Raw genomic sequence first — 24,618 nt, forward strand, 5'->3', positions numbered from 1 at the left:
GGGCCGCTCAGCCGCCGTTCCGGCGGCGCCGCCCGAGCTCGAGGGAGTCCATGTCCTCCAGCTCGCGGTCCTTCGTCTCCGGCACCCAGAGGAACACGAAGACCAGGCTCAGCAGTGCGAAGGCCGCGTAGATGCCGTAGGCGAAGGTCAGCCCGATGTTCGACAGGGTCGGGAAGGAGGCCGAGACGGCCCAGTTCGCACCCCACTGCGCCGCCGCCGCGACGGCGAGGGCGGAGGCACGGATCTTGTTGGGGAAGATCTCGCCCAGCAGCACCCAGACCAGCGGGCCCCAGGTGGTGCCGAAGAACATCACGAAGGCGTTCGCGGAGATCAGGGCCACCGTGGACCACGGATCGGGCAGCGCGATCGTCTCGGTGCCCGGGGCGACCTCCCCGAACGAGAAGGCGAGCGCCATCAGCCCCAGCGACACGGTCATCCCGGCGGAGCCCACCAGCAGCATCAGGCGCCTGCCCACCCGGTCCACCAGCAGGATCGCGATGATCGTCGCCACGATGTTCATCACCGAGGTGATGGTGCTGGTCAGCAGGGCCTGGGATTCGTCGAAGCCGACGGACTGCCACAGCGTGGTGGAGTAGTAGAAGATGACGTTGATGCCCACCAGCTGCTGGAACAGCGACAGCAGGATGCCCAGCCAGACGATCGGCTTGAGGCCGAACCGCCCACCGAGCAGGTCACGAAGGCTCTCCTTGTCCTCCCGCTCGAGCGTCTTGCGGATCTGCTCGATCTTCAGGTTGACGTCGAGCTCACCGGTGTAGTCGTAGAGCACCTTCGAGGCGCGATCCAGTTCTCCCTTGCCAATCAGGTAACGCGGTGATTCCGGCAGGAACAGCGCCATGATCCCGTAGATCGCCGCCGGGACCGACTCGATCATGAACATCCAGCGCCAGGCGGCGACCCCGAACCAGAACGACTCCGCCGCGCCTCCGGCGGTGTTCGCGATCACGGCGTTGGACAGCAGGGCGACGAAGATGCCGAGCACGATCGCCAGCTGCTGCAGCGAGCCCAGCCGGCCGCGGAACTTCGCCGGGGCGACCTCCGCGATGTAAGCGGGGGCGATGACGCTCGCGGCACCGACGCCGAGACCGCCGACCACGCGCCAGATGATCAGGTCCCAGACCCCGAAGGCCAACCCGGAGCCGATCGCGGAGATGAAGAACAGGGTCGCCGCGATCACCATCACCGGGATCCGCCCGTAGCGGTTCGAGAGGGTGCCCGCGAACCAGGCGCCGACGGCACAGCCGAGCAGGGCGGAGGAGACGGCGAAGCCGGTCAGGCCCGCGCCGAGCGAGAACTCGTCGGAGAGGGCGTTGACGGCGCCGTTGATGACCGAGGTGTCGAAGCCGAACAGGAAGCCGCCGACGGCGGCCGCCACGCTGATGACGACGACCTTGGGGTTCAGGCTCTGGGACGGTGCCTGGCCGCCTCCGGACCGTGCTGCGGGTGTGGACATGATGCGTCGCCTCCCTGCCGAGGATGTGAGGTGCTCCACAGTATCCCCTCGTAGGGCGTCCCTTCATCAGTCAGCGGGAGCGGCGCACCTCGGCGGCATGGGCGTCCAGGATTCGGAGGATCCCGCGATGCTGCCAGACGCGGTTCCGCGAGCGGCCGGTCGCCTCCCGGAGCGCCCCGGACTCCGTGAGCTGAGCCAGCGCGCGCTGCGCGGTCATCGGCGGAGACCGGGGCGGTGGTGGTCAGCAGCCCTTTGCCGCTGAGCATCGCGTGGACCAGGGCGCGTCCGGCGCGGCCATTGCCGTCGGTGAAGGGGTGGAGGGTCTCGAACTGTGCATGGGCGATCGCGGAGTGGAGCAGGATCGGCAGGTCATCCCGTGCGATGAAGGCCAGGAGGTCCTGCAGGGCGGCGGCCGACGGGAGGCACGGACACCGGGGTCGCCGGATATGTGCTCACACACGCACTGCAGTAGCACTTTGGTGAGAAAGTGTGACTACAGAAGGCTGGGAGTCACATGTCGGGCTCAGGCCTCTGCCGCGGCCTCGAGGCGCTCGAGCTCCGCCGCGGCCGTCTCCGGGTCGAGCTTGGTGAAGATCGGGGTGGGCTTGACGACCTGCTGGCCGACGCCGACGGGATGGTGCCCCCAGGCGGGCACGTCCGTGTAATCCCCGGTGATGATCGGGTAGCCGGGCCCGCCGTCGAGATCCTCGACCTCGTCGATGCGCGGCATCGGTGCGATCTGGCGCGTCCCACCGAGCGCCTTCTCGACCGCATTCGCGGACTGCGGCAGGAAGGGGGCCAGCATGGTGTTCAGGTCGGTGACGGCCTGGGCGAGCACATGCAGCACGGTGAGCAGGCGGGGACGCTGCTCCTCCGCCTTCATCTTGAACGGCTCGGTGCGGGAGACGTACGCATTCGCCTCGCCCACCAGGCGCATGATCTCGGCGATCGCCGCCCGCTGACGGTGCGCCTCGATGAGACCGCCGACGGTCGTGAAGCCCTCGCGGATCTGGTCCAGCAGCGCGGTGTCGATCTCCTCGAACTCCCCGGCGGCCGGGATCTCGCCGACGTTCTTCGCGATCATCGCGGCGGTGCGGTTGACGAGGTTGCCCCAGCCGGCGACCAGCTCGTTGTTGGTGCGGGAGACGAAGTCGACCCAGGTGAAGTCCGCGTCATGGGTCTCCGGCCCTGCTGCGGAGATGAAGTAGCGCAGGGCATCGGGCTGGTAGCGCTCGAGCACATCGCGGACGTAGATGACGATCCCCTTGGAGGAGGAGAACTTCTTCCCCTCCATGGTGAGGAACTCGCTGGAGACCACCTCGGTGGGCAGCTTCAGCTCGCCGAACTTCCCCGGCGCGCCGCCCTTGTCGCCCTTCCCGTTCTGGGCGAGCATCTCCGCCGGCCAGATCTGGGAATGGAAGACGATGTTGTCCTTGCCCATGAAGTAGTAGGCGAGGGTCTCGGGGTCGTTCCACCACGTCCGCCACGCCTCCGGGTCACCGGACCGGCGCGCCCACTCGATCGAGGCGGAGAGATAGCCGATCACCGCGTCGAACCAGACGTACAGACGCTTGTTCGGCTGGTCCTCCCAGCCGGGCACAGGGATGCCCCAGTCGATGTCTCGGGTCATCGCCCGCGGCCGGATGTCCTCGAGGATGTTCTGGCTGAAGCGGATCACGTTCGGGCGCCACAGCCCGGTGGCCTCACGCTCGTCCAGCCAGTGGCCCAGCTCCCCGGCCAGGGCCGGGAGGTCGAGGAACCAGTGGGAGGTCTCGATGAACTTCGGGGTCTCGCCGTTGATGCGCGAGACCGGGTCGATGAGATCCGTGGGGTCCAGCTGGTTGCCACAGGTGTCGCACTGGTCGCCGCGCGCTCCGCCGGCACCGCAGATCGGGCAGGTGCCCTCGATGTAGCGGTCCGGCAGGGTGCGTCCTGTCGAGGGGGAGATCGCGCCGGAGGTGACCTGCTCGACCATGTAGCCGTTGTCCCGCACCGTGACGAACATGTCCTGCACCACCTGGTAGTGGTTGCGGGTGGTGGTGCGCGTGAACAGGTCATAGGACAGGCCCAGTGCCACCAGATCCTCGACGATCAGGCGGTTGTTGCGATCGGCGAGCTCGCGAGCGCTGATGCCCTCGGAGTCGGCGGCGACCAGGATCGGGGTGCCGTGCTCATCGGTGCCGGAGACCATGAGCACGTCGTGGCCGGCCATCCGCATGTAGCGGGAAAAGACATCGGAGGGGACGCCGAAGCCGGCGACGTGGCCGATGTGGCGGGGACCATTGGCATACGGCCAGGCGACTGCGGACAGGACTGTGCTCATAGCAGTCGATTCTAGAGGAGGGGCGGGCGCCCCTTAGCCCGCGCGATGCAGGATTGCCTGCCAGCCGACTGACTCGGCACCGCGCACGTGTCCCTCGGAGTCGTCGAGCAGCACGATCTGCGAGGGAAGCATCTCCGTGCCGAGGACCCGTCGAGCCCGAGCTCGCGCAGTTCCGCAGGGACCCGGTCAGTGCCGTTGGCCAACACGAATACTGCCGTTCCCCCGGTCGCGGAATCTCCGCAGCTCGGCGAGCACCCGGCGCTCGATCTGCGCTGGTCGACCAACTCGCGCAACTGCTGCAGGGAGGGAGTCATGACCGTCAACGTAGGGGTGACACAGGGAGGAGATATTCCCGTGACGCTTTCGGTCGGGTGTGCCTAGGATGGAATCATGTGCTGCCGAATCTCCAGCGCGATGCTGATCGCGCGTCCCCGCGCCCGCCGCTGACGGCGGCGCCCCACCACACCCTCACGCCGTCGTCCGGACCTCCACCGGGCGGTACTTCGCCATGCCCGGTGCACCCCACCACCGGAAGGCACCACATGACTCAGCACACCCACCCGCTGCCGAGCACCGGCACCGCGCACCTGCGCGCCCGCGATCTGCGCCTGGCCCGCGGCGGCCGCGTGCTCCTGGACCACGTCGATCTCACCCTGGCCCCCGGCGAACGGCTCGCCGTGGTCGGCGAGAACGGGCGCGGCAAGACCACCCTGCTCGAGGCCCTCGCCGGGATACTCGAGCCCGACGCCGGGACCGTCGAGCGCCACGGCACGCTCGGGATCGTCCGGCAGGAGCTCGCCACCGGCGCGGACGACGGCGAGGCCCTGCGTACCGTCGGTGACCTGTTTGACGAGCTGCTCGCCCGCCCGTTGGAAGCCCTGGGCGAGCTCGATGACGCCGCCGCGGCGCTCACCGAGGACACCGTGGCGGCGGCGCAACGCTACGACGAGGCGCTCGCCCTGGTCACCGCGCTGGATGCCTGGGACGCACTGCGTCGATTGGAGGTCGCGCTCGAGGAGGTCGGGGCCGTCACCGACCGTGCCCGCCCGCTCGCAGCGCTGTCGGTCGGGCAGCGCTACCGCGTGCGCCTGGCCGGGGTCATCGCCGCCCGCGACGACCTCCTGCTGCTGGACGAGCCCACCAACCACCTCGACTCGCGAGGACTCGAGCACCTCGCCCGCGCCGTGCGCGAGCATCCCGGCGCCGCCGCGCTCGTCTCCCACGACCGGACGCTGCTGGAAGACGTGGCCACCGCGTTCCTCGACCTGGATCCCACCCGCGATGCCCGGCCCCTGCTGGTCAGCGGCGGTCTCGAGGCATGGCAGGAGGCGAGGAGACGCCACCGCACCGCCTGGGAGGACGCCTACCGTGCCCAGCAGGAGCAACAGGACCGGCTGCGCTCGCAGGCTGACGCCGCCCGCTCGCGCCTCTCCACGCGGTGGCGGCCGGACAAGGGCACCGGGAGACACCAGCGGCAGTCCCGCGCCCCGGGCATCGTGCGCGCGATGAACGAACGCATCGACCGGCTCGAGGAGCACCGCCTCGACGTGCCGCCGCCCCCGCCGCGACTGCACCTCTCGGCAGCGGGGACCGCTGCCGGCACGCCGCTGCTGCGGGCCGACGCGGTGCGTGTCGATGACCGGCTGGGGGAGACCACGCTGCGGCTCGAGGGCGGGGACCGTCTGCTGGTCGTCGGCCCCAATGGCGCCGGCAAGACGACGCTGCTGCGGGTGCTCGCGGGAGAGCTCGCGCCGACCTCGGGATCCGTGCGGGTGCTCGGCCGGACGCGACTCGGGCTGCTCGCCCAGGAGGATGCACCCCTCGGGGTCCATCGCGGCAGTCCGGGGGAGCGGCGTCGTCGAGCGCTGGCCGGGCTGTTCCGTGAGCGTCCCGATGTGCTGCTGCTGGACGAGCCCACCAACCACCTCGGCATCAGCGGGGTCGACGACCTGCTCGAGGGTCTCGAGGCCTCCCCGTCGGCCGTCGTGGTCGCGACCCACGACCGCTCCGTGCTGCGGGCGCTGGCGCACTGGCCGCGGCTCGAGCTCGGGAGCTGAGGCTGCCGGTGATCGGGGTGGACGCAGCAGAGAGGGTGTCCGCCCCGATACGCTGGTGCCATGAGCAACGAAGGACTCGCCGCCGCGCAGCAGAAGATGGCCGATGAAGGGGTCGCACAGACTGCGATCGACGTCTTCTCCCACTATTACGAACAGCTCGCGCAGGGCGTCACGGGCACCATCCCTGAGGACACGATCGACCCCTATCTCGATCCCCCGCTGCTCGAGGACGTGAAGATCGACGTCGGTCACGCCAAGCAGGTCTTCGACCAGCTGGCGATCATCAACCTCAACGGCGGGCTCGGCACCTCGATGGGCCTGGACCAGGCGAAGTCGCTGCTGCCCGTGCGCGATGGCAAGAGCTTCCTCGACATCATCGTCGAACAGGTCCTCGCCGCGCGTCGCGGCACCGGCTCCCGCCTGCCGCTGATCTTCATGAACTCCTTCCGCACCCGCGAGGACACCCTCGAGGTGCTCGCGAAGTATCCCGACCTGCCCGTCGGCGACCTGCCCCTGGACTTCCTGCAGAACAAGGAGCCGAAGCTGCGGAAGGACGATCTCACCCCCGTGGACTGGGAGGCGGACCCCTCGCTCGAGTGGTGCCCGCCCGGCCACGGCGACATCTACACCGCGCTGCAGACCTCCGGCCTGCTCCAGCAGCTGCTGGACGCCGGCTTCAAGTACGCCTCCGTCTCGAACTCGGACAACCTCGGCACCGTGCCGAGCCCCGTGATCGCCTCCTGGTTCGCCTCCACCGGCGCGCCCTATGCCGCAGAGCTGTGCCGTCGCACCCCCGCCGATCGCAAGGGCGGTCACCTCGCGGTGCGGAAGTCCGACGGCCGACTCATCCTGCGCGATACCGCGCAGACACCCGAGGAGGAGATGGACTTCTTCACCGATGAGCATCGCCACCCGTTCTTCCACACCAACAACCTCTGGTTCGACCTCGAGCAGATGGCCGCGGTGCTCGCAGAACGCGACGGCATCATGGGCCTGCCCCTGATCCGCAACGAGAAGACGGTGGATCCGGCCGACAAAGCCAGCACCCCCGTCTACCAGATCGAATCCGCGATGGGAGCGGCGATCGAGGTGTTCGACGGCGCGACCGCGATCGTTGTCGGCCGCGACCGCTTCCTGCCGGTCAAGGCGACCAGCGATCTGCTGCTGGTGCGCTCGGACGCCTACACTCTCGACGAGCGGGCCGCGCTCGTGCAGCAGGTGGACACGGTGCCCGCGGTCTCGCTGCACAGCGGTGCCTACAAGCTGATCCAGGACTTCGAGCCGCGCTTCCCGCACGGGGTGCCCTCGCTCAAGGAGGCCAGCAGCCTGGATGTGCAGGGCGACTGGACCTTCGGAGCCGATGTCTCTGTGATCGGGGACGCCGTGCTCGGCGAAGAGGGCGGCGAGGTCCCCGAAGGGGCCCGCGTCGGCACCGCCACTGCTGGCTGACCCCTCCGGGCCCTGCCGCGAGATCGACGTTCGGACCATATTCGGTCAGCGAAGTTGTACCGAACGTCGATCTCGCCGAGCACTGGGACCTCGGTGAGCGTTGTGCCTGATGATCAGCGGCACCAGCGCTCTCTCCTTGTGGAGGATCCGCCACGTCCTGCCGCTCACCTGCGGGTTGTGGAGCGTCATAGGGTCTACGGCGTCGGGGGCCGATGCTGTGGAGATGACCGGCAGACCACGTCCGCTCCCACCTGCTCTTCCCTTCCCTGTTTTCACGACCGCCGAAGCACGGGACGCGGGCGTGTCCGCGTCTCGCCTCCGGGCAGCGGATGTGAGATCACTGGACCGAGGACTCTGGGCACTGGCGGAGCGGCCAATCACCGAGGCGGACATCGTCGCCGCGTTCTGTCGGCGGGATCGAGACACCTTCGCAGCGGGCCTCACCGCCGCGCGACTCTGGGGCATCCCGCTGCCTGGAGTCCTGGCGGATGAGGTGGTCTGCGTCCCGCTCACCTCGCGACGCGTGAATGGCCGATCGGTGCCCCGGCCCCGGGGCCGCACGGTGGACATCCGGATCCATCTGGCATCCTCGGCACCGCCACGGCGAGGTTCCGCGCTGGTGCGGTGGAGTCGTCTCGAGATCACCCCGATGTCGCTGGATCATCAGCCGGCAGTGCAGGTCACGAGTCGGATCCGCACCCTTGTCGACCTCTCCGGGGTGCTTCGCCACGAGGCGCTCGTCGCGATCGGAGATCACCTGGTCCGCCAGCCGCGGCCAGAGTACGAGGGGCGGTCGGTCCCCTATGCGGCCCTCGAGGAGCTGCTCGAGGCGGCCAGCTCCTTCCACGGAAGGGGTGCCCGCAGGCTCCAGGCGGCGGTAGCGCAGGTGCGTCGCGACAGCGATTCGCCCGCCGAGACCACGCTGCGGCTCGCCCTGGTCAGGGCCGGGCTCCCGGAACCGCTGGCGAATGTGCGCCCGGTCGGTGGAGTCGACAGGCTCGGGGCCGGGATCGATCTCGGCCAGCCCGATCTGCACTGGCCGACGTGGCGGGTCGCGCTCGAGCACGACGGGCCCACTCATCTCACTCCGGAGCAGCAGGCGAAGGACATCGCCAGGGGCGAGCGGCGGGCCCGGGCAGGATGGGTCGAGGTGCGCACCACGGCTGAGGATCTTCAGTACGGCTGTCGCAAGGCCGTGGACCGTGTCCGCGACGCCTTGCTTCGGCAGGGCTGGACGGCGTCGGCGTGACCTCGGCGAAGCACCGAGATCGACGTACGGACCAGGATGCTTGTTGCAATCTGTACCGAACGTCGATCTCGACGCGAGCCGGGGCCGGAGGGGGCCGAATCGGCGCGAGACGACGCGAGCCGGGTGCGAGCTGCGTGCTGAGGCGGGGCTCAGTCCCGGCCGCGGGCCCAGCCCTGGCCGCCGGTGAGATCCAGCGGGTGGGGCAGCGGGTTGCCGTAGCGGTGATCCGTGGCGCTGATCGCCTGCTCGTGCAGGAACGGGAGCAGCTCGATCCGTCCGCTGGAGACCACCACTCCGGTGAACAGTGCCACCTCGATGTGCTCCGCGATCGCCCGGCGCAGCGCCGCGTCGGGCTCGCCGATCAGACGGATGCGGGACTGGGTGAGGGCGGGGATGCGACCTGCGAAGGCGACGCTGTCCTCGAGCGTGACCGCGGTACCCGCCGCTTCGGCGACGGAGACCAGCTCATGGTCCGCGACGGAGACCTCCACCTCGGCGCCGACGGTCGCTGCGGCATGCAGCACCCGCTCGAGCTCCTGCGGGGCTGCGCCGGAGGCGGCGCGGATCAGCACCGGGAGCGGCAGGTAGCGCAGCACGTTGATCTCCCCGTGCAGCTCCTGCACGTCGCGGGGAGCGAAAGTGCTCGAGAAGTGCTCGCGGTCGCTGTGTCGTGCCGAGGCCAGCCAGGTCTCTGGGTCGGACAGCGCGTCGGAGGTGGCGGGGGCGTCGGCCCAGTCCATCAGGTGGACCAGATAGTTCGGCCCGCCCGCCTTCGCGGTCTGGCCGATGGCCGAGCGCTTCCAGCCGCCGAAGGGCTGCCGTTCCACGATCGCCCCGGTGATACCCCGGTTCACGTAGAGGTTCCCGGCCTCGACGTGCTCCGTCCACCAGGCGACCTCGGCGGGCTCGAGCGAATGGAGCCCGGCGGTGAGCCCGAAGGCGGTGCCGTTCTGGATCCGCACCGCCTCCTCGAGGGACTCGGCGTGGATGACCCCGAGCACCGGTCCGAAGTATTCGGTGAGGTGGAAGGCGGAGCCCTCCTCGACACCGGTGCGCACGCCCGGGGAGAACAGGGTGCCGGAGTCATCCAGCTGGCGGGGTCGGGAGAGCCAGGCCTCACCGTCCGCGAGCTCGGTCAGCCCCGAGCGGAGCTTCTCACCGGGGGCCTCGACCACGGGGCCCATCTGTGCGGTCGGGTCGGTGGGCCGGCCCACGTGCAGGCTCAGCACCGCGTCGGCGAGCTGTGCGGTGAAGCGCCGCGAGGTGGTCACGGATCCTACGGTGATCACCAGGGAAGCGGCGGAGCACTTCTGGCCGGCGTGGCCGAAGGCGCTGGCTGCGACATCGCGGGCTGCCAGGTCGAGATCCGCCTGCGGGCTGACGATGATCGAGTTCTTGCCGCTGGTCTCGGCGAGGATCCGCAGCTCGGGCCGCCAGGAGGCGAACAGTGTGGCGGTGTCTGAGGCACCGGTGAGGATCAGCTGATCGATCCGCGGGTCCGAGATCAGCGCTCGGCCCACCTCGTCCTCCGGCACATCGACCAGGGTGAAGACGTCCTGGGGGACACCGGCCTCGTGGAGAAGCCTGCCTATCAGTGCGCCGCAGCGACGAGCCTGCGGAGCGGGCTTCATGATCACGCTGCTGCCGGTCACGAGTGCGGCGAGAGCGCCGCCGGTGGGGATCGCGACCGGGAAGTTCCAGGGCGGGGTGATCAGTGTCAGCGGCCGGGCCGTGGCCTGCAGATCGCCCTGCCGGGCGAGCTGCTCGGCCTGTTCGGCGTAATAGAGCGCGAAGTCGATCGCTTCGCTGACCTCAGGATCGCCCTGCTCGAGGGTCTTGCCGGTCTCCGCCGCCATCACCTCGAGCAGCTCGGCCCGATGCGCGGCGAGGGTGCCCGCCACTCGGCGCAGGATCCCGGCGCGCTTCTCCACTCCCAGACCCGCCCAGGAAGGCTGCGCGGTCAGGGCGCGGGAGATGGTCGACGCGACGGCCTCCACGGTGGTGAGTCGCGCGGCGCGGGCTTCCTCGTCGCCGATCTCAGAGCCGCGGATGCGATGGGTGAGCTGCGCGGCCCACTGCTGGTTCGCGGGGGTCGAGAGGTCGGTGTCGGGCGTGTTGCGGAAGGCGCCGGGCACCGCCGGCAGGCCGGGGGAGCCCAGCTGCAGCACACCGCGACTCCCCACGACCTCGGCGATGCGGTCCTGGTCCCGATGGGTGGGCAGGGAGGTCTCCCGCAGCGCCCGCTCCAGGGCGCCGGCGAACCGCGTCTGCTCGCGCTCGAAGAGCTCGGCGGAGGTGTCCAGCTCGAACGCGGCGGAGAGGAAGTTCTGCGAGGAGGCGTTCTCCTCGAGACGGCGCACCAGGTAGGAGACGGCGACGTCGAAGTGGCGCGGGTGCACGATCGGCACGTACAGGCGCATCGTGCCGGTGGCCTCGCGCACCACGGCCTGCTGCCCGGGGGCCATCCCGGCGAGCATCTCGAACTCCACGCCGTGGCCGGGACCGGCACCGATGTCTCGCTCGCGCATCAGCAGGTGCGCGAAGGCGACGTCGAAGAGGTTGTGGCCGGCGATGCCCAGGTGGACCGCGTCCAGGCGGCTGGGGTGCAGCGCCTCGAGCAGCATCCGCTTGTACTGCGCGTCGGTCTCCTCCTTCGACAGCAGCGGCGCCTGCCTCCAGCCGTGCACCGAAGCCTCGACCTGCTCCATCGCCAGGTTCGCGCCCTTGACCAGGCGCACCTTGATCGGAGCACCCCCGGCCGCCACCCGCCGCTCGGCGAAGCGCCGCACCCGGGCCATCGCGGAGGGCGCATCGGGCAGGTAGGCCTGCAGCACGATGCCCGCGTGGAGGTGCTCGAGCTCGGGACGGTCCAGGAGCTTCTCGAAGACCTGCAGGGTCAGCTCGAGATCCCGGTACTCCTCCATGTCCATGTTCAGGAAGGTGGGCTGCTCCCGGCGGGCGGCATCGAGGTAGAGGGGAAGCAGTGTCTCGACCGTGTGGTCGACCGTCTCGGCGGTGGCCCAGAGCGGCAGATGGTCCACGAGCGAGGAGACCTTGATCGAGACGTAGTCGATGTCCGGGCGGGCCACCAGCTCACGGAGCCCCTGCATCCGGCGGGAGGCCTCCTGCGCGCCGAGCACCGCTTCGCCGAGCAGATTGATGTTGAGCTCGGTGCCGTCGGCGGTGAGGCGTGCGATCGAGGCTCCCAGCTGGCGGGGGCGGGCATCGAGGATGAGGTGGCCGACCATGCGACGCATCGCGGCCTGAGCGGTGGGCACCACCACGCTCGGAGCGAGGGAGGAGGCGACGCCGCCGAGCCCCAGCACCCGGCGCAGCGGCGCCGGCAGGAAGGCCGGCGGGTCCTGGGCGAGGCGGCGGAGCTCCACGGCTGCGGCGCGCGGATCCTCGGGCCGGATCACGCGATCGACGAAGGCGAGGGTGAAATCCAGCCCTTTCGGGTCTCTCAGCAGATCGGAGAGCATCCTCGCGGGCCCCGGCACCTGGCGGAGCGCTGCCGCATGCACCCAGCTGTGGACCTGCGCGGCGACCTCCTCCACGGTCAACGAGGTGGTGGGGGAGTCGTCGAGCGGGGACTGCGAGGTGGGTACGGGGGACAACGAAGTCTCCTTCTCGTTACTGATCAACGCGGCATTGCGATCCTCTGATCGTAAGTCCTCGCCGAGCCTACGGGAGGGGCCGCGGAGACTCGGAGGTGGAGGTTCTGTGACCGAAAGGGAACCGAAGTGGGACGAGCGCGTCAGGACTGAGGACAGGCCCGCTCACGGAGCTGCAATGGACCGCTCGGTCGGTGAAGTCCTTTCCCGACGCGCCTCCTGTGGCACGATGCGGGGCACAGACACCGGACGATGCTGGAGGCAGTGATGAAGAAGTTCATTTTCCTGGCCGGACTCGCGATCGGCTTCGTGGTCGGATCCCGTGCAGGTCGCGGACCCTATGAGTCGCTCGAGCGCACCGCACGGCAGGTGGCCGACGATCCTGAGGTGCAGCGGCGAGCCGCGCAGGCGAAGGACACCGCGAACAGGGTCGCCCATGACACCGCCGACGCAGTCAAGGAGAAGCCCCCCGAGGTCGCCTCGAACGTCCAGGGTGCGGTGGCCGACGCGGCCGGCAGCGCCAAGGAGCGGATCGGCAGCGCTCGTGAGGATCACAAGAGCGGCGACGAGAGCTCCACCAGCCCCCATGCCGGTGGCGACGCCGAGGTGGGCGAGGACAAGCCGCTCAGCTCCTGAACAGTTCAGCTCCCGAGCAGCGCAGCTCCCGAACGCGCCGGTGTCACCCCAGGACGGTGACGCCGGCGCGTTCCTGCTCCTGCATGAAGCAGGGCCCGCACAGCGATATATAGGTCACCTCCGCACCGTCGATCGCCACCTGCTCCCCTTCGAAGACGAAGCGGCCGTCGACCATGCGGCAGTTGAACTCGGCCTGCGAACCGCAGCGGCACATCGTGGGCAGCTTCTCGATGTTGTCGGCGAGCTCGAAGAGCCGGCTCGCACCGGGGAACATCGCGGTGCGGAAGTCAGCGCGCAGCCCGTAGCAGATCACCGAGATCCCATCCTGCTTGGCGATCTTGAACAGGTCGCCGATCTGCGAGGGCTCGAGGAACTGCGCCTCGTCCACCAGCACGCAGTGCAGCGGGCGCAGCCCGCGCTCGTCGGCCGTCGCATTGACCCGGGCGCGCACATCGTCACCGGCGGCGGCGAGCACATCGACCAGGCGCCTGGCACCGCCGCGGGCCACCACCCAGTCCTCGCCCTTGGTGTCCAGCGCGGGCTTCACGGTGAGCGTGGCCAGCCCGCGCTCGTCGTAGTTGTACGCGGTCTTGATCAGTGTGTCGGACTTGCCGGAGTTCATCGCTCCGTACTTGAAATGCAGCTTGGCCATGCGGGTGCTCCGGAGTTCGAGGTCGGGATCAGAAGGCGTCCATGACGCTCGGCCGCGGACCGGCCAGCAGAGCATCCAGGAAGGTCTCGGCGGCCGGGTCGGCCGCTGCGGTGAGGTCGAGGCGACGGGCATCGGCGAGGGAACGCCCGCCCATCAGCAGCAAGGAGGCGGCATGGATGTCGAGGCGGACGGTGCCGAGGACCTCCGGCACCCTGGCACTCTCCGGCTCCGCCGCGATCGTGCCGCTGTCCGCGGAGACCAGGAAGGTGCCGGCGGCGCGGCAGGTGCCTGCAGGGACAGTCCCGTCCTCGACGACCAGGCGGATGCGGCCGCTCAGCTGCTCCGGTGCGCGGCGGGCGCGGAGGGTCGCGGCGGTGTCGATCACCCGCATCATCACCAGCGGCACCGGTTCCGGGCTGGGGCGGGTCCCGGCGCCGGGGAGCACATCGAGCACGGGGTCCTCGGTGCGCACCCGCAGCCGGACCAGCTCCGTGACCGTGGACCAGGAGCCCAGGGATCGCAGCAGGGCCAGCCGATCGGAACGGGTGCGGCCCATCAGCTCGTGCACGTCGAGGCCGACGCCGCGGGGGTCCTGGCCGTGCCGGGTCCAGGACAGGTAGCCGTGATCGGTGCCGAACTCGTCCTGGAGCAGCAGCGCGGACCAGCCCGCACCGGGCAGGCCCTCGGCGAACAGGGGAGGCTCTCGGCGGAGCATCGCGTTGTCGCCCGCGCTCAGGCGGTGGTAGAGCTCCCGCAGGCGGGGCATCGTGGCCGCCGTGACCGGGACCAGGCGCCGGTCCGGCACGGCGGGGATCCGCTGCAGCTCCACCAGCGGCACGATCAGCGACTGGCCCCGCGCGACCACCTGGTAGCCGTACCGGCGGTAGAGCGCGGGATGGGAGGGATAGAGCATCGAGACCGGGAGGCTCTCCGCATCGCAGCGCGCGATCACCGCGGTGAGCAGCGTCTTGAACAGCCCGTCGCCGCGGTGGGCGGGGTGGACGACGAGACCGGCCACGCCGCCGCAGCGCACCAGGCCACCGCCGAGAGTGATCTGGTCATGGCGGATCCGGGCGCCTGCGGCGAGGACCCCGTCCAGACCGCCCGGCAGCCCGGACGCATCGATGCCGAGCGCGGTCTCACCAGGGGAGAAGTCCTGCGGAGCGGCCGCGGAGGAGGGATCGTAGGACCCTCCGAAGGCACCGGAGCTCATCGTCTTGTAGGTGACGAAGTCCTGGGCGGTGAGATCTCGAACAGGCATGCTGAGGAGTCTAGGCGCGCTCGCTGTTGCATACTGACGAGGCCCGCTCAGCCCCGAGGAGATGCCGTGAGCCCACGCCAGGACCGTCCGTCGACGGACGCTTCGCCGGGCAAGGCCCGTAAGCCCTACACCCGGCCCAGCACCGCCCAGCGCACCGCCCGCGAGAAGCTGTCCAAGCGGCTCACGGCGGGTGACCCTCGCAGCGACCAGGATCCGCAGCGCCGGATCCCGGTGGGTCTGTCGACCTCCTCGGTGTTCCCTGCCGGGGTCGAGGAGGGATTCCGGCTCGCGCACGAGATCGGGTACGACGGGATGGAGGTGATGGTCTCCTATCCCAAGGACAGCCAGGACCCGACGCTCCTGCGCGAATACTCCGAGCGGTACGAGCAGCCGATCCTCTCCCTCCACGCTCCCACCCTGTTCCTGCTCCAGGGCCTGTGGGGCCGGGACGCCTGGGTCAAGATCGAACGCACGATCGAGATCGCGAAGGAGCTCGAGGTGCCCACGATCGTGGCGCACCCGCCCTTCCGCTGGCAGGGGAAGTACGCGAAAGGCTTCGTCGAGGGGGTCGCCGCGCTCGAGGAGGAGCACGGGATCGCCATCGCGGTGGAGAACATGTACCCGTGGCGGCTCGGGGTGCGGGAGCTGCTGAACTATCTGCCCGATCACGACCCCACCGACGAGGACTACGCCCACGTCACCGTCGACCTCTCGCATGCTGCGACCGCCGGCGACGATGCGCTCGAGATGATCGAGCGGCTCGGTGACCGGCTCACCCATCTGCATCTCGCCGACGGTTCCGGGAATTCGACGAAGGACGAGCACCTCCCGCCCGGCGAGGGCAACCAGCCCTGCGCCGAGGTGCTGCGACGCCTGGCCAACCGTGGCTGGGAAGGATCAGTGCTGCTCGAGGTGACCACCAGCAACAAGCCGGAGATCCGCGAGCGCACCCTGCGACAGAGCCTCGCCTTCGCCCGCCACCACCTCGGGCATCTGCTGGAGGACGGGAACGAGGGCGACGTGGGATCGGCCACCCCTTGAGCGTCTCCCCAGGCATGGGTGGGAGAATGACACGATCTGGCAACGACACACACAGACGGACGAGGTAGCGCACGCTGATGGGGAACGGGAACACAGGGATCGTCCACAGGAACACCAGCCTGCTCGCGATCGAGATGAGCCTTCCGCAGGTCACGGTCACCTCGGACGAGATCGACGAGATGCTCTCGCCGGCACGCAAGCGGCTGCGCCTGCCCAAGGGCGTGCTGCAGCGGGTCGCGGGGGTCTATGAGCGCCGCTGGTGGCGCGACACCGAGAACGGCTGGAAGCAGGGCGTGGTGCTCGCCGCCGAGCGCGCCATGGCCAAGGCCGGGATCATGCGCGACCAGGTCGGCCTGCTGATCAATGCGTCCGTCTCCCGCCAGCACCTCGAACCCGCAGTCTCCACCGGGATCCACCACTCGCTGGGCATGCCTCCCGGCTGCATGAACTTCGACATCACCAACGCCTGCCTGGGCTTCGTCAACGCGATGACGATGGCCTCGGCCATGATCGATTCCGGGCAGATCAAGTACGCCCTGGTCGTGGGCGCGGAGGACGTCGAGGAGGTGCAGCGCGGGACCGTGGAGCGACTGAACTCGAAGACCTCCACCCGCGCGGACTTCAACAACCAGTTCGCCTCGCTGACCCTGGGATCGGGCGCCGCCGCCGCTGTCCTCGGACCGTCCGACGAACACCCGGAGGGCCACCGCCTGAAGCACACCCAGGCCCGCGCCGGGACCGAGCATCACGAGCTGTGCGTGGCGGACATGCACGACATGCGCACGGACTCCGCCGGCCTGCTCGAGAACGGCATCCAGCTCATCCTGGACACCTGGAAGGGCGCCAATGAGGCGGGGCACGATTTCAAGAACCTCGATCTCGTGATCCCCCATCAGGTCTCCACGGTGTACATCCGGAACTTCTCGAAGATCACCGGAGTGGGAATGGACCGCATCCCGATGACTCTCGGGGATTGGGGCAACGTCGCCGCCGAAGCGGTGCCGATGACTCTCGCGCACGTCCAGAACGACATCCAGCGCGGGCAGCGGGTGCTGCTGATGGGGGTCGGCTCAGGTCTGAACACGGCGATGATGGAGGTCGAGTGGTGAACACCGCCCGCAGCACGGGGCGCCGACGCGCGTCCACTGAGGAGATTCCGGCGATGCCCGGGGTCGATCCCCGGCTCAGCCGCACCCTCCAGGTGCGCGACCACTCGGGCGAGCAGCGTCGCTGGCACCTGCTGGACTCCGGCCCGCTGCTGGCCGAGCGCGGGATCACGCCGCGCGGCACGCTGCTGGCCGTCCATGGCAACCCCACCTACTCCTTCCTGTTCCGTTCGCTGGTGCGCGCGGACATCCCCTGGCGCCTGATCGCGGTCGACCAGCTGGAGATGGGATGGTCCGAGCGGACCGGCCTGAAGCGTCGCTATCAGGACCGCATCACGGACCTGTCCCTGCTCACCGACGCGCTGTCGCTGCGCGGCCCGGTGGTGACCGTCGGCCATGACTGGGGCGGCCTGATCTCCGCCGGGTGGGCGCTGGACAACCGCCACGACGTGATCGGGATGATCCTCACCAACACCGGTGTCCACCAGAAGCTCGAGGAGGCGCTCCCCAAGGCGCTGCAGCTCGCGACCGCGCCGTGGTTCCGCACCCCGTCGACCTCGGTGACCGACACCTTCCTGCGCACCACCCTGGCGCTGTCCAAGCCGGCGCTGCCGCGCGAGGTGCAGGACGCCTACCTCGCCCCGTATCGCGGCCGCGCGCGACGTCTCGGGATCGACCAGTTCGTCGCCGACATCCCCGCCGCCGAGGGTCACCCCTCCCGGCCCACCCTCGAGCGGGTCGCCGCCGGGATCCAGGAGCTGAACGTCCCGACCCTGTTCGCCTGGGGCCCGCGGGACATCACCTTCAACGACCGCTTCCTGCGCGACCTCATCCAGCGCGTCCCGCATGCGGACGTGCACCGCTTCGAGAAGGCCTCCCACCTGGTGTGGGAGGACGCAGACGTCGCCGGGCTGGTCGCGGACTGGCTCGAGACGAACTTCGGCACCGCTGAGGAGCCCCGTACCGAGGCTCCCGCCTGGCGCGCGGTCTCCTCCTACGCTGAGCCCGCACCCGAGCGCCATATCGGCGCGCCCATCGCGGAGCTCGCCGGTGACCCCCGACATGCCCATCGCCCCGCCGTAGTGGAGCTGGGCGGCGAGGACGGCGAGACCCGGGAGATCTCCTGGTCGCTGCTGAACCGCCGGGTCGACGACATCGCCGCCGGCCTGCTCGGCCACGGGGTGCGCCCCGGCGACCGGGTGAGCCTGCTGATCACCCCCGGCGCAGATCTGACGGGCGTGCTCTACGCCTGCTTCCGCATCGGCGCCGTCGCCGTGGTGGCCGACGCCGGGCTGGGCCTGCCCGGTCTCACCCGAGCCACGATCGGCTCCCATCCCGACTGGTTCATCGGCATCAAGAAGGCGCTCGTCGGCGCCCGCGCCCTGGGCTGGCCCGGTCGCCGGCTCTCCGTCGAGCAGCTGCCCACCGTGGACCGGGTAGCTCTCGGCGTGGAGACCTCGATCGCCGAGCTCGCCCGCTCCGGCTCGCTGCAGCGTGAGCTCGGTGCCCCGCTGGACGCCGCCTGGCCGTCACCGGACGCGGACGCCGCGATCCTGTTCACCTCCGGCTCCACCGGCCCCGCCAAGGGCGCGGTGCTCACCCACCGTCAGCTCGGAGCGATGTTCGCCGCAGTGGGGGACACCCTGGACCTGGCCCCCGAGCGCGGCCTGGTCGCCGGTTTCGCGACCTTCGCGCTGCTGGGCCCGGCGCTCGGTGCGCCGACGGTGGTGCCGGACATGGACATCACCCGTCCCGGCGAGCTGACCGCACCGGCGCTGGCCGCGGCGATCGACGCCCTCGGCGAGCCGGCTGTGTTCACGGCCCCGGCCGCGCTGCGGAACATCCTGGGCACCGCCGACCAGCTCGACGAGAACGGCCGTGCTGCGATGGCCCGCGCCGCGAGCTTCTTCTCCGCCGGCGCCCCTATCCCTGCGCACCTGCTGCGCGAGCTGCGCGACCTGATGCCGAATGCGCGCGCGCTGACGCCCTACGGCATGACGGAGATCCTCGCGGTGGCCGCGATCGACCTCGAGGGCATCGAGGCGGCAGGTGAAGGCGCAGGAGTCTGCGTCGGCCGCCCCGTGCCACGGGTCGAGATCGCGATCGCTGTGATGGACGAGCTGGGACGCACCACCGGGGAGGTCACCACGGAGCCCGGCGCGACCGGTGAGATTCTGGTCCGTGGCCCGCATGTGCGGGACCGCTACCTGATGCTCTGGCGCACCACCCACACCTCGATGCGTTTCACCGGCTGGCACGCCACCGGCGATGTCGGCCACCTCGACGCCGAAGGGCGGCTGTGGGTCGAGGGCCGCGCGGATCATGTGCTGGCCACGGCCGACGGCCTGTTCACCCCGGTCCAGGTCGAGGATGCCGCGGAGACGGTGCCGACGGTGCGCCGCGCGGGCGCCGCCGTCGTGGGCCCCCGCGGCACCCAGCAGGTGGTGGTGATCCTCGAGACCGAGGACGGCTACCGTCCCGGCAAGGCCGGCCGCCCCCACCCCGCGGAGCCGTCCTTGCAGGAGGCTGTGCGCCGCGCGGTGCGGGAGCGCTCCGGCGTCGAGGTGGTGGCGGTGTTCACCACCCGCGCGCTGCCGACGGACATCCGCCACAACTCGAAGATCGACCGTGCGGCCCTGTCCCGCTGGTCCGAGCAGACCCTGCAGGGCGAGAAGGCGGACGCTCTGTGAGCGCCCCCACGATCCTGGTCACCGGCGCCTCCGGGATGCTGGGCGGCGCGGTCGCGACCGCGCTGCGGGATCGCGGCGCCACCGTGCGCGCCTTCCAGCGCCGCCCTGCCGGGATCGACGGCGTCGAGGACGTGCGCGGCTCCCTCACCGAGGCGGAGGACGTGCGCCGTGCGGTCAGCGGCGCCGACGCGGTGATCCACCTCGCCGCGAAGGTGTCCATCTCCGGCCCGGAGAGCGAGTACCGCGCGATCAACATCGAGGGCACCCGCCATGTGGTCGACGCCCTGCGCGCGAACGGTGGGGGAGCACTGGTGAACGTGTCCTCGCCGTCGGTCGCGCATCTGGGCCGCGCGATCGTGGGCCTCGATGCGACCCTCGCAGACCCGACCCGCGCCCGCGGCAGCTACGCCCGCACCAAGGCCGCCGCCGAGCTACTGGCGATGGAGGCCGACGGGGCCGACGGGCTGCTGGTCACCTCGATCCGCCCCCACATCGTGTGGGGACCGGGGGACACGCAGCTGGTGGGCCGCATCGTGGACCGGGCCCGCAGAGGCCGGCTGCCGCTGCTGGACCAGGGCATGGCCCTGATCGACACCACCTATGTCACCAACGCCGCCGAGGCGATCGTCGCCGCGCACGACCGGATCCAGGACGTGCACGGGGAGAGCTTCGTGGTCTCCAACGGCGAGCCCCGCACCGTGCGCGATGTGTTCGCCGGCTGGTGCGAGGCCGCCGGCGTCCCGGCCCCGACCCTCAAGGTCCCCGGCTCCGCCGCCCGCTTCGCCGGTCGGGTGATCGAACGGATCTGGGAGAAGCGACCCGGATATGACGAACCGCCGATGACCGAGTTCCTCGCCGAGCAGATGTCCACCGCGCACTGGTTCGACCAGCGCCGCACCCGCGAGCGTCTGCAGTGGACGCCACGGGTGAGCATGGACGAGGGCAACGAGCATCTCGCCGCCTGGTTCCGTGAGCACCCGGTCACCTGACCGCCCGCAGACCTGAAGACCTGATCCCTCGCACGGAAGAGCACGGTCCTGCCATGAACGAGAACGCCACTGAAGACCCCGCAGCCGCTGCAGACGACGACGCGGCGCTGCTGGCCGAGATCGATGCGGAGCTGGCCGCGGAGCGCTCCTCGAAGAGCCGAGCCGGACAGCGGCTCACCGGCCTGGTGCTGCTGATCGGTGCGCTGGTGGGATGGATCGCCTCGCTCGAGCTGCAGGTCGGCAAGGAGTTCCTGCTCGCGAACCCCGGCGGCAGCCTGTCCTGCGACGTGAACCCCTTCATCTCCTGCGGCAACGTGATGATGACCTGGCAGTCCTCGGCGCTGGGGATCCCCAACATGGCGATCGGGCTGGGCGGCTTCACGATCATGGGCGCGATCGGTGCGCTGATGGCCTCCGGAACCGTGCTGCCCACCTGGTTCCGCTGGGCCCGCCTGGGCGGGATGACCTTCGCCTTCGGGTACGTGCACTTCCTGGCGATCTCCGCGATCTTCCTGATCAAGGCGCTGTGCCCCTGGTGCATGGTGATCTGGACGGTCACGGCACCGATGTTCTTCGCAACCCTCGCCCGCACCATCGAGAGCGGTGACCTGCGACTGCCGACGCCGCTCGCGAACGCGCTGCGCCACTGGGTGGTGGCGACCCTGCTGTGGTACCTGCTGGTGATCATCGTGATCGCGCTCGTGTTCCGCCAGCAATGGCTGACGATGCTGGGCATCTGAGGGACAGCTCCCGCCGGAAACGCAACGATCCCCGCAGCCCCTGGTGACAGGGTCTGCGGGGATCGTCGTCCCGGGGCAGAGCGGGTCACAGCATCCCGAGCACTCCCGGGATGGCCAGCGAGAGCTGGGGCACGAACACCACCAGGAACAGGCCGGCGATCACCGCGAGCAGGAACGGGATCAGACGGGCGATGACCGGTTCGATCTTCAGACCGGCGATCCTTGCCCCGACGAACAGGACATTGCCCACCGGGGGCGTGATCACGCCGACGCTGAAGGCGTAGACCACCATGGTGCCGAAGTGGATCGGGCTGATGCCCAGATCGGAGACCATCGGCAGGAAGATCGGCACGAAGATCAGGATCGCCGGGGTGGGATCCATGAAGGTGCCGACCGCCAGCAGGATCACCATGACGATGATCAGGATGAGCGTCGGGTCCGAGGTGACGCCCAGGATCAGATCGGCGATCAGGTCCGGGATCCGCGCGAACGCCATCACGAAGGACAGCGCGGAGGACACGCCCACCAGCAGCATCACGATCGAGGTGGTGCGGCCCGCCTCGACCAGGATCTTCGGCAGGTCCTTCACCTTCAGGGTGCGGTAGATCAGGCCCAGGACCAGGCAGTAGACGACGGCGATGGCCGCGGACTCGGTCGCGGTGAAGAAGCCCGAGAGGATGCCGCCGATGACGATCACGATCATCAGCAGCGAGGGGACCGCCCGCCACAGGGTCTTCAGCGCGAGCGCCGGGGTCAGCGTGATGGCCGCGGCGGTGTTCTGCCCGGTGCGGAAGCGCTTGTGGGTCGCTGCCACCACCAGCATCACCGCGATGGCCCAGATGATGCCCGGCCCGATGCCGGCCATGAACAGCGCCGCGATCGAGGTGGAGGACACCAGCGAGTACACGATGAAGGTGTTCGAGGGCGGAATCAGCATGCCGGCCGGGGCGGAGGCGACGTTGACCGCTGCGCTCCAGGGCTTGGAGTAGCCCTCCTTCTCCAACCGGGGCCCCATCACGGAACCGACGGCGGCGGCCGAGGCGACCGCGGCACCGGAGACGGCGCCGAACATCGCGTTGGAGACCACGTTGGTGTGCACCAGCCCGCCGGGCAGCTTGCCGACCACCACGCGGGCGGCGTCGACCAGGCGTCCGGCGATGCCGCCCTGGTTCATGAGGCCGCCGGCGAGGATGAAGAACGGTATCGCCAGCAGCGTGAAGCTGTTGATGCCGGTGAACACCTCGGAGGCCGTGTTCATCGTCGTGGTGGTGGGATCGTTGCCCAGCAGCACGAAGATCGCGAGGAACGAGGTCACACCGATCACGACGGCGATCGGGACACCGAGGGCGATGCCGATGATGATGCCGATCAGCAGGATGAGTCCTGCGACTGCGGTGACGTCCATGATCAGCGCTCCTTCGAGTCGTTGTCGCGCGGGGTGCCGGCACTGTCATCGGTGCCGGCGCTGTCCTCGGGGTCCGAGGTGCGCTCGCGCTCGGCGAGCGGCGAGTCCTCGACGGCATCCTCGAGGCCGGCGATCACCGGGACCTCCTCCTCGGTGCGCGCGACGGCGCTGGTCAGCGGGCCGGTGCCGCGCAGGTCCTCGACGATGTGGAGCACTGCGATGAGCGAGATGATCACGCCGGTGATCGGGAGGACGAGGTAGGCCTGGCCGATGGTGCCCGGCAGCGCCGTGAGCTGCTGGGACCAGGTGTTCTGCGCGGCGAGGACGCCGCCGTACACCAGGATGGCGAGGGCGAAGAAGAGGATCACCAGCTGGATCAGGACTGCCACGCCCATGCGGACGGGGCGAGGCAGGCGCTCGACGACGAAGGTGACCGCGATGTGGCCGCGCTCGGAGAACACCAATGCGGCGCCGACGAGCGAGGTCCAGACGAAGACGTACTTCGCGAGCTCCTCGGTCCAGGCGGCGGGGCTCTGGATCACCTCACGGGTGAACACCTGCCACACGACCGCGAGGACCATGATGGTGAAGAGGAGCGCCGTGGCGACCCTCAGGGACCGGTTCAATCCCCTGTTGAGCAGTTGCATCTGTTTTCCCTTCTGCACGGCAGGAGGCCGGGCCTGGCGGCCCGGCCTGCTGCGTGGAGGTGTGGCTGGTCAGCCCTGGGCTCCGCGGACCGCGTCCCACAGGGCGGTCTGGGACTCGGAGGTGAGGAACTCCTCGGGCAGGGCGGAGAGCGCCTCCGCGAAGGCGGCGGTGTCGACCTCGTTGAAGGTGGCGCCGCCCTCTTCCGCATCGGCGATCGCCTGCTCGGTCTGCTCGATCCAGAGCCCGGTGTGCTCCTCGACGGCCGCGGCCCAGCCCTCGTCGAAGGCGGTGCGGTCCTCCTCGGACATCGAGTTGAGGGTGTCGGTGTTGATGATCAGGTAGTCGGTGCCGACCAGGTGACGGGTGAAGGAGAAGTACGGCGCGACCTCGAAGTGGGCCTGCGTGAAGTACGAGATCTCGTTGTTCTCCGCCGCGTCGATGACGCCGGAGTTCAGGCCGGTGTACACCTCGCCGTAGGCGAGCGGGGTGCCCGTCGCGCCGAGCGCGGCGGCCATCGCCAGGTGCAGGTCCGACTCCTGGACGCGCATCTTCTGACCGCTCAGATCGGCCGGGGTGTTGATCGGGCCGACGGTGCTGTAGGCGCTGCGCTCGCCCTGGGTGAACCCGCCGATGACGGTGATGTTCTGGGACTCCTCGAGGGAGGCGAACAGGTCGCCGACGATCGCGGGGTCCTGCAGGATCTGCATCTGCTTCTCGATGCTGTCGAACGCGCCGGGCATGTTCAGGGTGAGGAAGTCGGGGTTGAGGTTCTCCAGCTGCGTGCCGGAGACGATCGACATCTCCACCGAGCCGTTGGAGGCCATCTGCAGCGTCTCCTGCTGCGCGCCCAGGGTCTCGTTGGGGAAGACGTCGATGCCCCAGGCGCCGCCGGTGGACTCCTCGAGGGCTGCGCCGAAGTTCTCGAGCGCGATGAACGAGGGGTGGGTCTCGGTCTGGTTCAGGGCCAGGCGCATCACCGTGCCGGAGCCGCCGCCGGCATCGGAGGCACCTGACCCGCTGCCACCGCCGCAGGCGGCGAGCGTCGCGGCGATACCGGCGAGCCCGGTGGCTCCGAGCAGGGTGCGGCGGTTCAGGGAGCGAGGGGTGAAGGATCGAAATGTCATGGGACTACCTCTCATCATCGAGTCGGGCAGAGCACCGGAGGACGCATCGTCCGGGGTGCCGACGTCGTTATCGGATACTCCTGATCCTGTGCTCGATGTCTTTCTGGCGCTCGCTGTTGCCTCGGGTTGCTCCCCTGTTTCCAATCCGTGACCTCACTGTTTC

The 24,618-nt window shown here is 69.8% G+C and carries 18 protein-coding genes and 1 pseudogene; 9 read left to right on the forward strand and 10 right to left on the reverse strand.

Going from position 1 to position 24,618, the window contains the following annotated elements; translation table 11 throughout:
- Positions 1-7: 7 nt before the first annotated feature.
- From ACT3UF_RS18015 to metG, 4 genes and pseudogenes are all read right to left on the reverse strand, one after another.
- Entirely contained in the window at positions 8-1,471 is a 1,464-nt protein-coding gene (locus ACT3UF_RS18015; protein WP_441442893.1) for a sugar porter family MFS transporter, read from the reverse strand.
- Positions 1,472-1,541: 70 nt separating this feature from the next.
- A complete protein-coding gene (locus ACT3UF_RS18020; protein WP_441442894.1) occupies positions 1,542-1,688 on the reverse strand; it encodes a hypothetical protein in 147 nt (48 codons plus the stop codon).
- Positions 1,689-1,791: 103 nt separating this feature from the next.
- A pseudogene (locus ACT3UF_RS18025) lies at positions 1,792-1,917 on the reverse strand (hypothetical protein); the annotation flags it as partial.
- 77 nt (positions 1,918-1,994) lie between these two features.
- Complete coding sequence (gene metG, locus ACT3UF_RS18030) at positions 1,995-3,794, reverse strand: methionine--tRNA ligase (RefSeq protein ID WP_441442895.1); 1,800 nt, start codon at positions 3,792-3,794, stop codon at positions 1,995-1,997.
- Positions 3,795-4,336: 542 nt separating this feature from the next.
- Here metG and ACT3UF_RS18035 point away from each other — a divergent pair.
- From ACT3UF_RS18035 to ACT3UF_RS18045, 3 genes are all read left to right on the forward strand, one after another.
- Positions 4,337-5,851: an ATP-binding cassette domain-containing protein gene (locus tag ACT3UF_RS18035; protein WP_441442896.1), complete on the forward strand. Its 1,515-nt coding sequence runs from the start codon at positions 4,337-4,339 to the stop codon at positions 5,849-5,851.
- A gap of 60 nt (positions 5,852-5,911) precedes the next feature.
- Positions 5,912-7,300 carry a UTP--glucose-1-phosphate uridylyltransferase gene (locus tag ACT3UF_RS18040; protein WP_441442897.1) on the forward strand — a complete coding sequence of 463 codons (1,389 nt, stop codon included), beginning with the start codon at positions 5,912-5,914 and terminating at the stop codon, positions 7,298-7,300.
- Between the two features lie 331 nt (positions 7,301-7,631).
- Positions 7,632-8,549, forward strand: a complete 918-nt coding sequence (locus ACT3UF_RS18045) for a hypothetical protein (protein WP_441442898.1) — start codon at positions 7,632-7,634, stop codon at positions 8,547-8,549.
- 149 nt (positions 8,550-8,698) lie between these two features.
- On the opposite strand, the gene ACT3UF_RS18050 is transcribed toward ACT3UF_RS18045, so the two are convergent.
- Positions 8,699-12,166, reverse strand: a complete 3,468-nt coding sequence (locus ACT3UF_RS18050) for a bifunctional proline dehydrogenase/L-glutamate gamma-semialdehyde dehydrogenase (protein ID WP_441442899.1) — start codon at positions 12,164-12,166, stop codon at positions 8,699-8,701.
- Positions 12,167-12,430: 264 nt separating this feature from the next.
- On the opposite strand from ACT3UF_RS18050, the gene ACT3UF_RS18055 reads away from it, so the two are divergent.
- Complete coding sequence (locus ACT3UF_RS18055; RefSeq protein WP_442332816.1) at positions 12,431-12,799, forward strand: hypothetical protein; 369 nt, start codon at positions 12,431-12,433, stop codon at positions 12,797-12,799.
- Between the two features lie 43 nt (positions 12,800-12,842).
- Here ACT3UF_RS18055 and ACT3UF_RS18060 read toward each other — a convergent pair whose 3' ends face one another.
- On the reverse strand, positions 12,843-13,451 hold the full coding sequence (locus ACT3UF_RS18060; RefSeq protein WP_441442901.1) for a thymidine kinase: 609 nt from the start codon (positions 13,449-13,451) through the stop codon (positions 12,843-12,845).
- Positions 13,452-13,479: 28 nt separating this feature from the next.
- A complete protein-coding gene (locus ACT3UF_RS18065; protein ID WP_441442902.1) occupies positions 13,480-14,712 on the reverse strand; it encodes a GNAT family N-acetyltransferase in 1,233 nt (410 codons plus the stop codon).
- A 66-nt stretch (positions 14,713-14,778) separates the two neighbouring features.
- On the opposite strand from ACT3UF_RS18065, the gene ACT3UF_RS18070 reads away from it, so the two are divergent.
- From ACT3UF_RS18070 to ACT3UF_RS18090, 5 genes are all read left to right on the forward strand, one after another.
- Positions 14,779-15,753 (forward strand): sugar phosphate isomerase/epimerase family protein, encoded by a 975-nt coding sequence (locus ACT3UF_RS18070; RefSeq protein WP_441442903.1) that lies wholly within the window; start codon positions 14,779-14,781, stop codon positions 15,751-15,753.
- Positions 15,754-15,830: 77 nt separating this feature from the next.
- Positions 15,831-16,862, forward strand: a complete 1,032-nt coding sequence (locus ACT3UF_RS18075; RefSeq protein ID WP_442332483.1) for a 3-oxoacyl-ACP synthase III — start codon at positions 15,831-15,833, stop codon at positions 16,860-16,862.
- Between the two features lie 53 nt (positions 16,863-16,915).
- Positions 16,916-19,549: an alpha/beta fold hydrolase gene (locus ACT3UF_RS18080; RefSeq protein ID WP_444501912.1), complete on the forward strand. Its 2,634-nt coding sequence runs from the start codon at positions 16,916-16,918 to the stop codon at positions 19,547-19,549.
- Positions 19,546-20,538 (forward strand): NAD-dependent epimerase/dehydratase family protein, encoded by a 993-nt coding sequence (locus ACT3UF_RS18085; RefSeq protein ID WP_444501902.1) that lies wholly within the window; start codon positions 19,546-19,548, stop codon positions 20,536-20,538. Before ACT3UF_RS18080 ends, ACT3UF_RS18085 begins: the two co-directional genes overlap by 4 nt.
- Positions 20,539-20,591: 53 nt before the next feature.
- A complete protein-coding gene (locus tag ACT3UF_RS18090) occupies positions 20,592-21,278 on the forward strand; it encodes a vitamin K epoxide reductase family protein (protein ID WP_442332485.1) in 687 nt (228 codons plus the stop codon).
- An 85-nt stretch (positions 21,279-21,363) separates the two neighbouring features.
- On the opposite strand, the gene ACT3UF_RS18095 is transcribed toward ACT3UF_RS18090, so the two are convergent.
- The 3 genes from ACT3UF_RS18095 to ACT3UF_RS18105 form a co-directional block, all read right to left on the reverse strand.
- Complete coding sequence (locus tag ACT3UF_RS18095) at positions 21,364-22,683, reverse strand: TRAP transporter large permease (RefSeq protein ID WP_442332486.1); 1,320 nt, start codon at positions 22,681-22,683, stop codon at positions 21,364-21,366.
- Between the two features lie 2 nt (positions 22,684-22,685).
- Positions 22,686-23,330, reverse strand: coding sequence for a TRAP transporter small permease (locus ACT3UF_RS18100; protein ID WP_442332487.1), 645 nt, complete (start codon positions 23,328-23,330; stop codon positions 22,686-22,688).
- A gap of 69 nt (positions 23,331-23,399) precedes the next feature.
- Positions 23,400-24,455 carry a TRAP transporter substrate-binding protein gene (locus ACT3UF_RS18105; protein WP_442332488.1) on the reverse strand — a complete coding sequence of 352 codons (1,056 nt, stop codon included), beginning with the start codon at positions 24,453-24,455 and terminating at the stop codon, positions 23,400-23,402.
- Positions 24,456-24,618: the final 163 nt, after the last annotated feature.

The sequence above is a fragment of the Brachybacterium sp. AOP24-D1-21 genome (assembly GCF_052378665.1).
In the GTDB taxonomy this organism is placed as follows: Bacteria; Actinomycetota; Actinomycetes; order Actinomycetales; family Dermabacteraceae; genus Brachybacterium.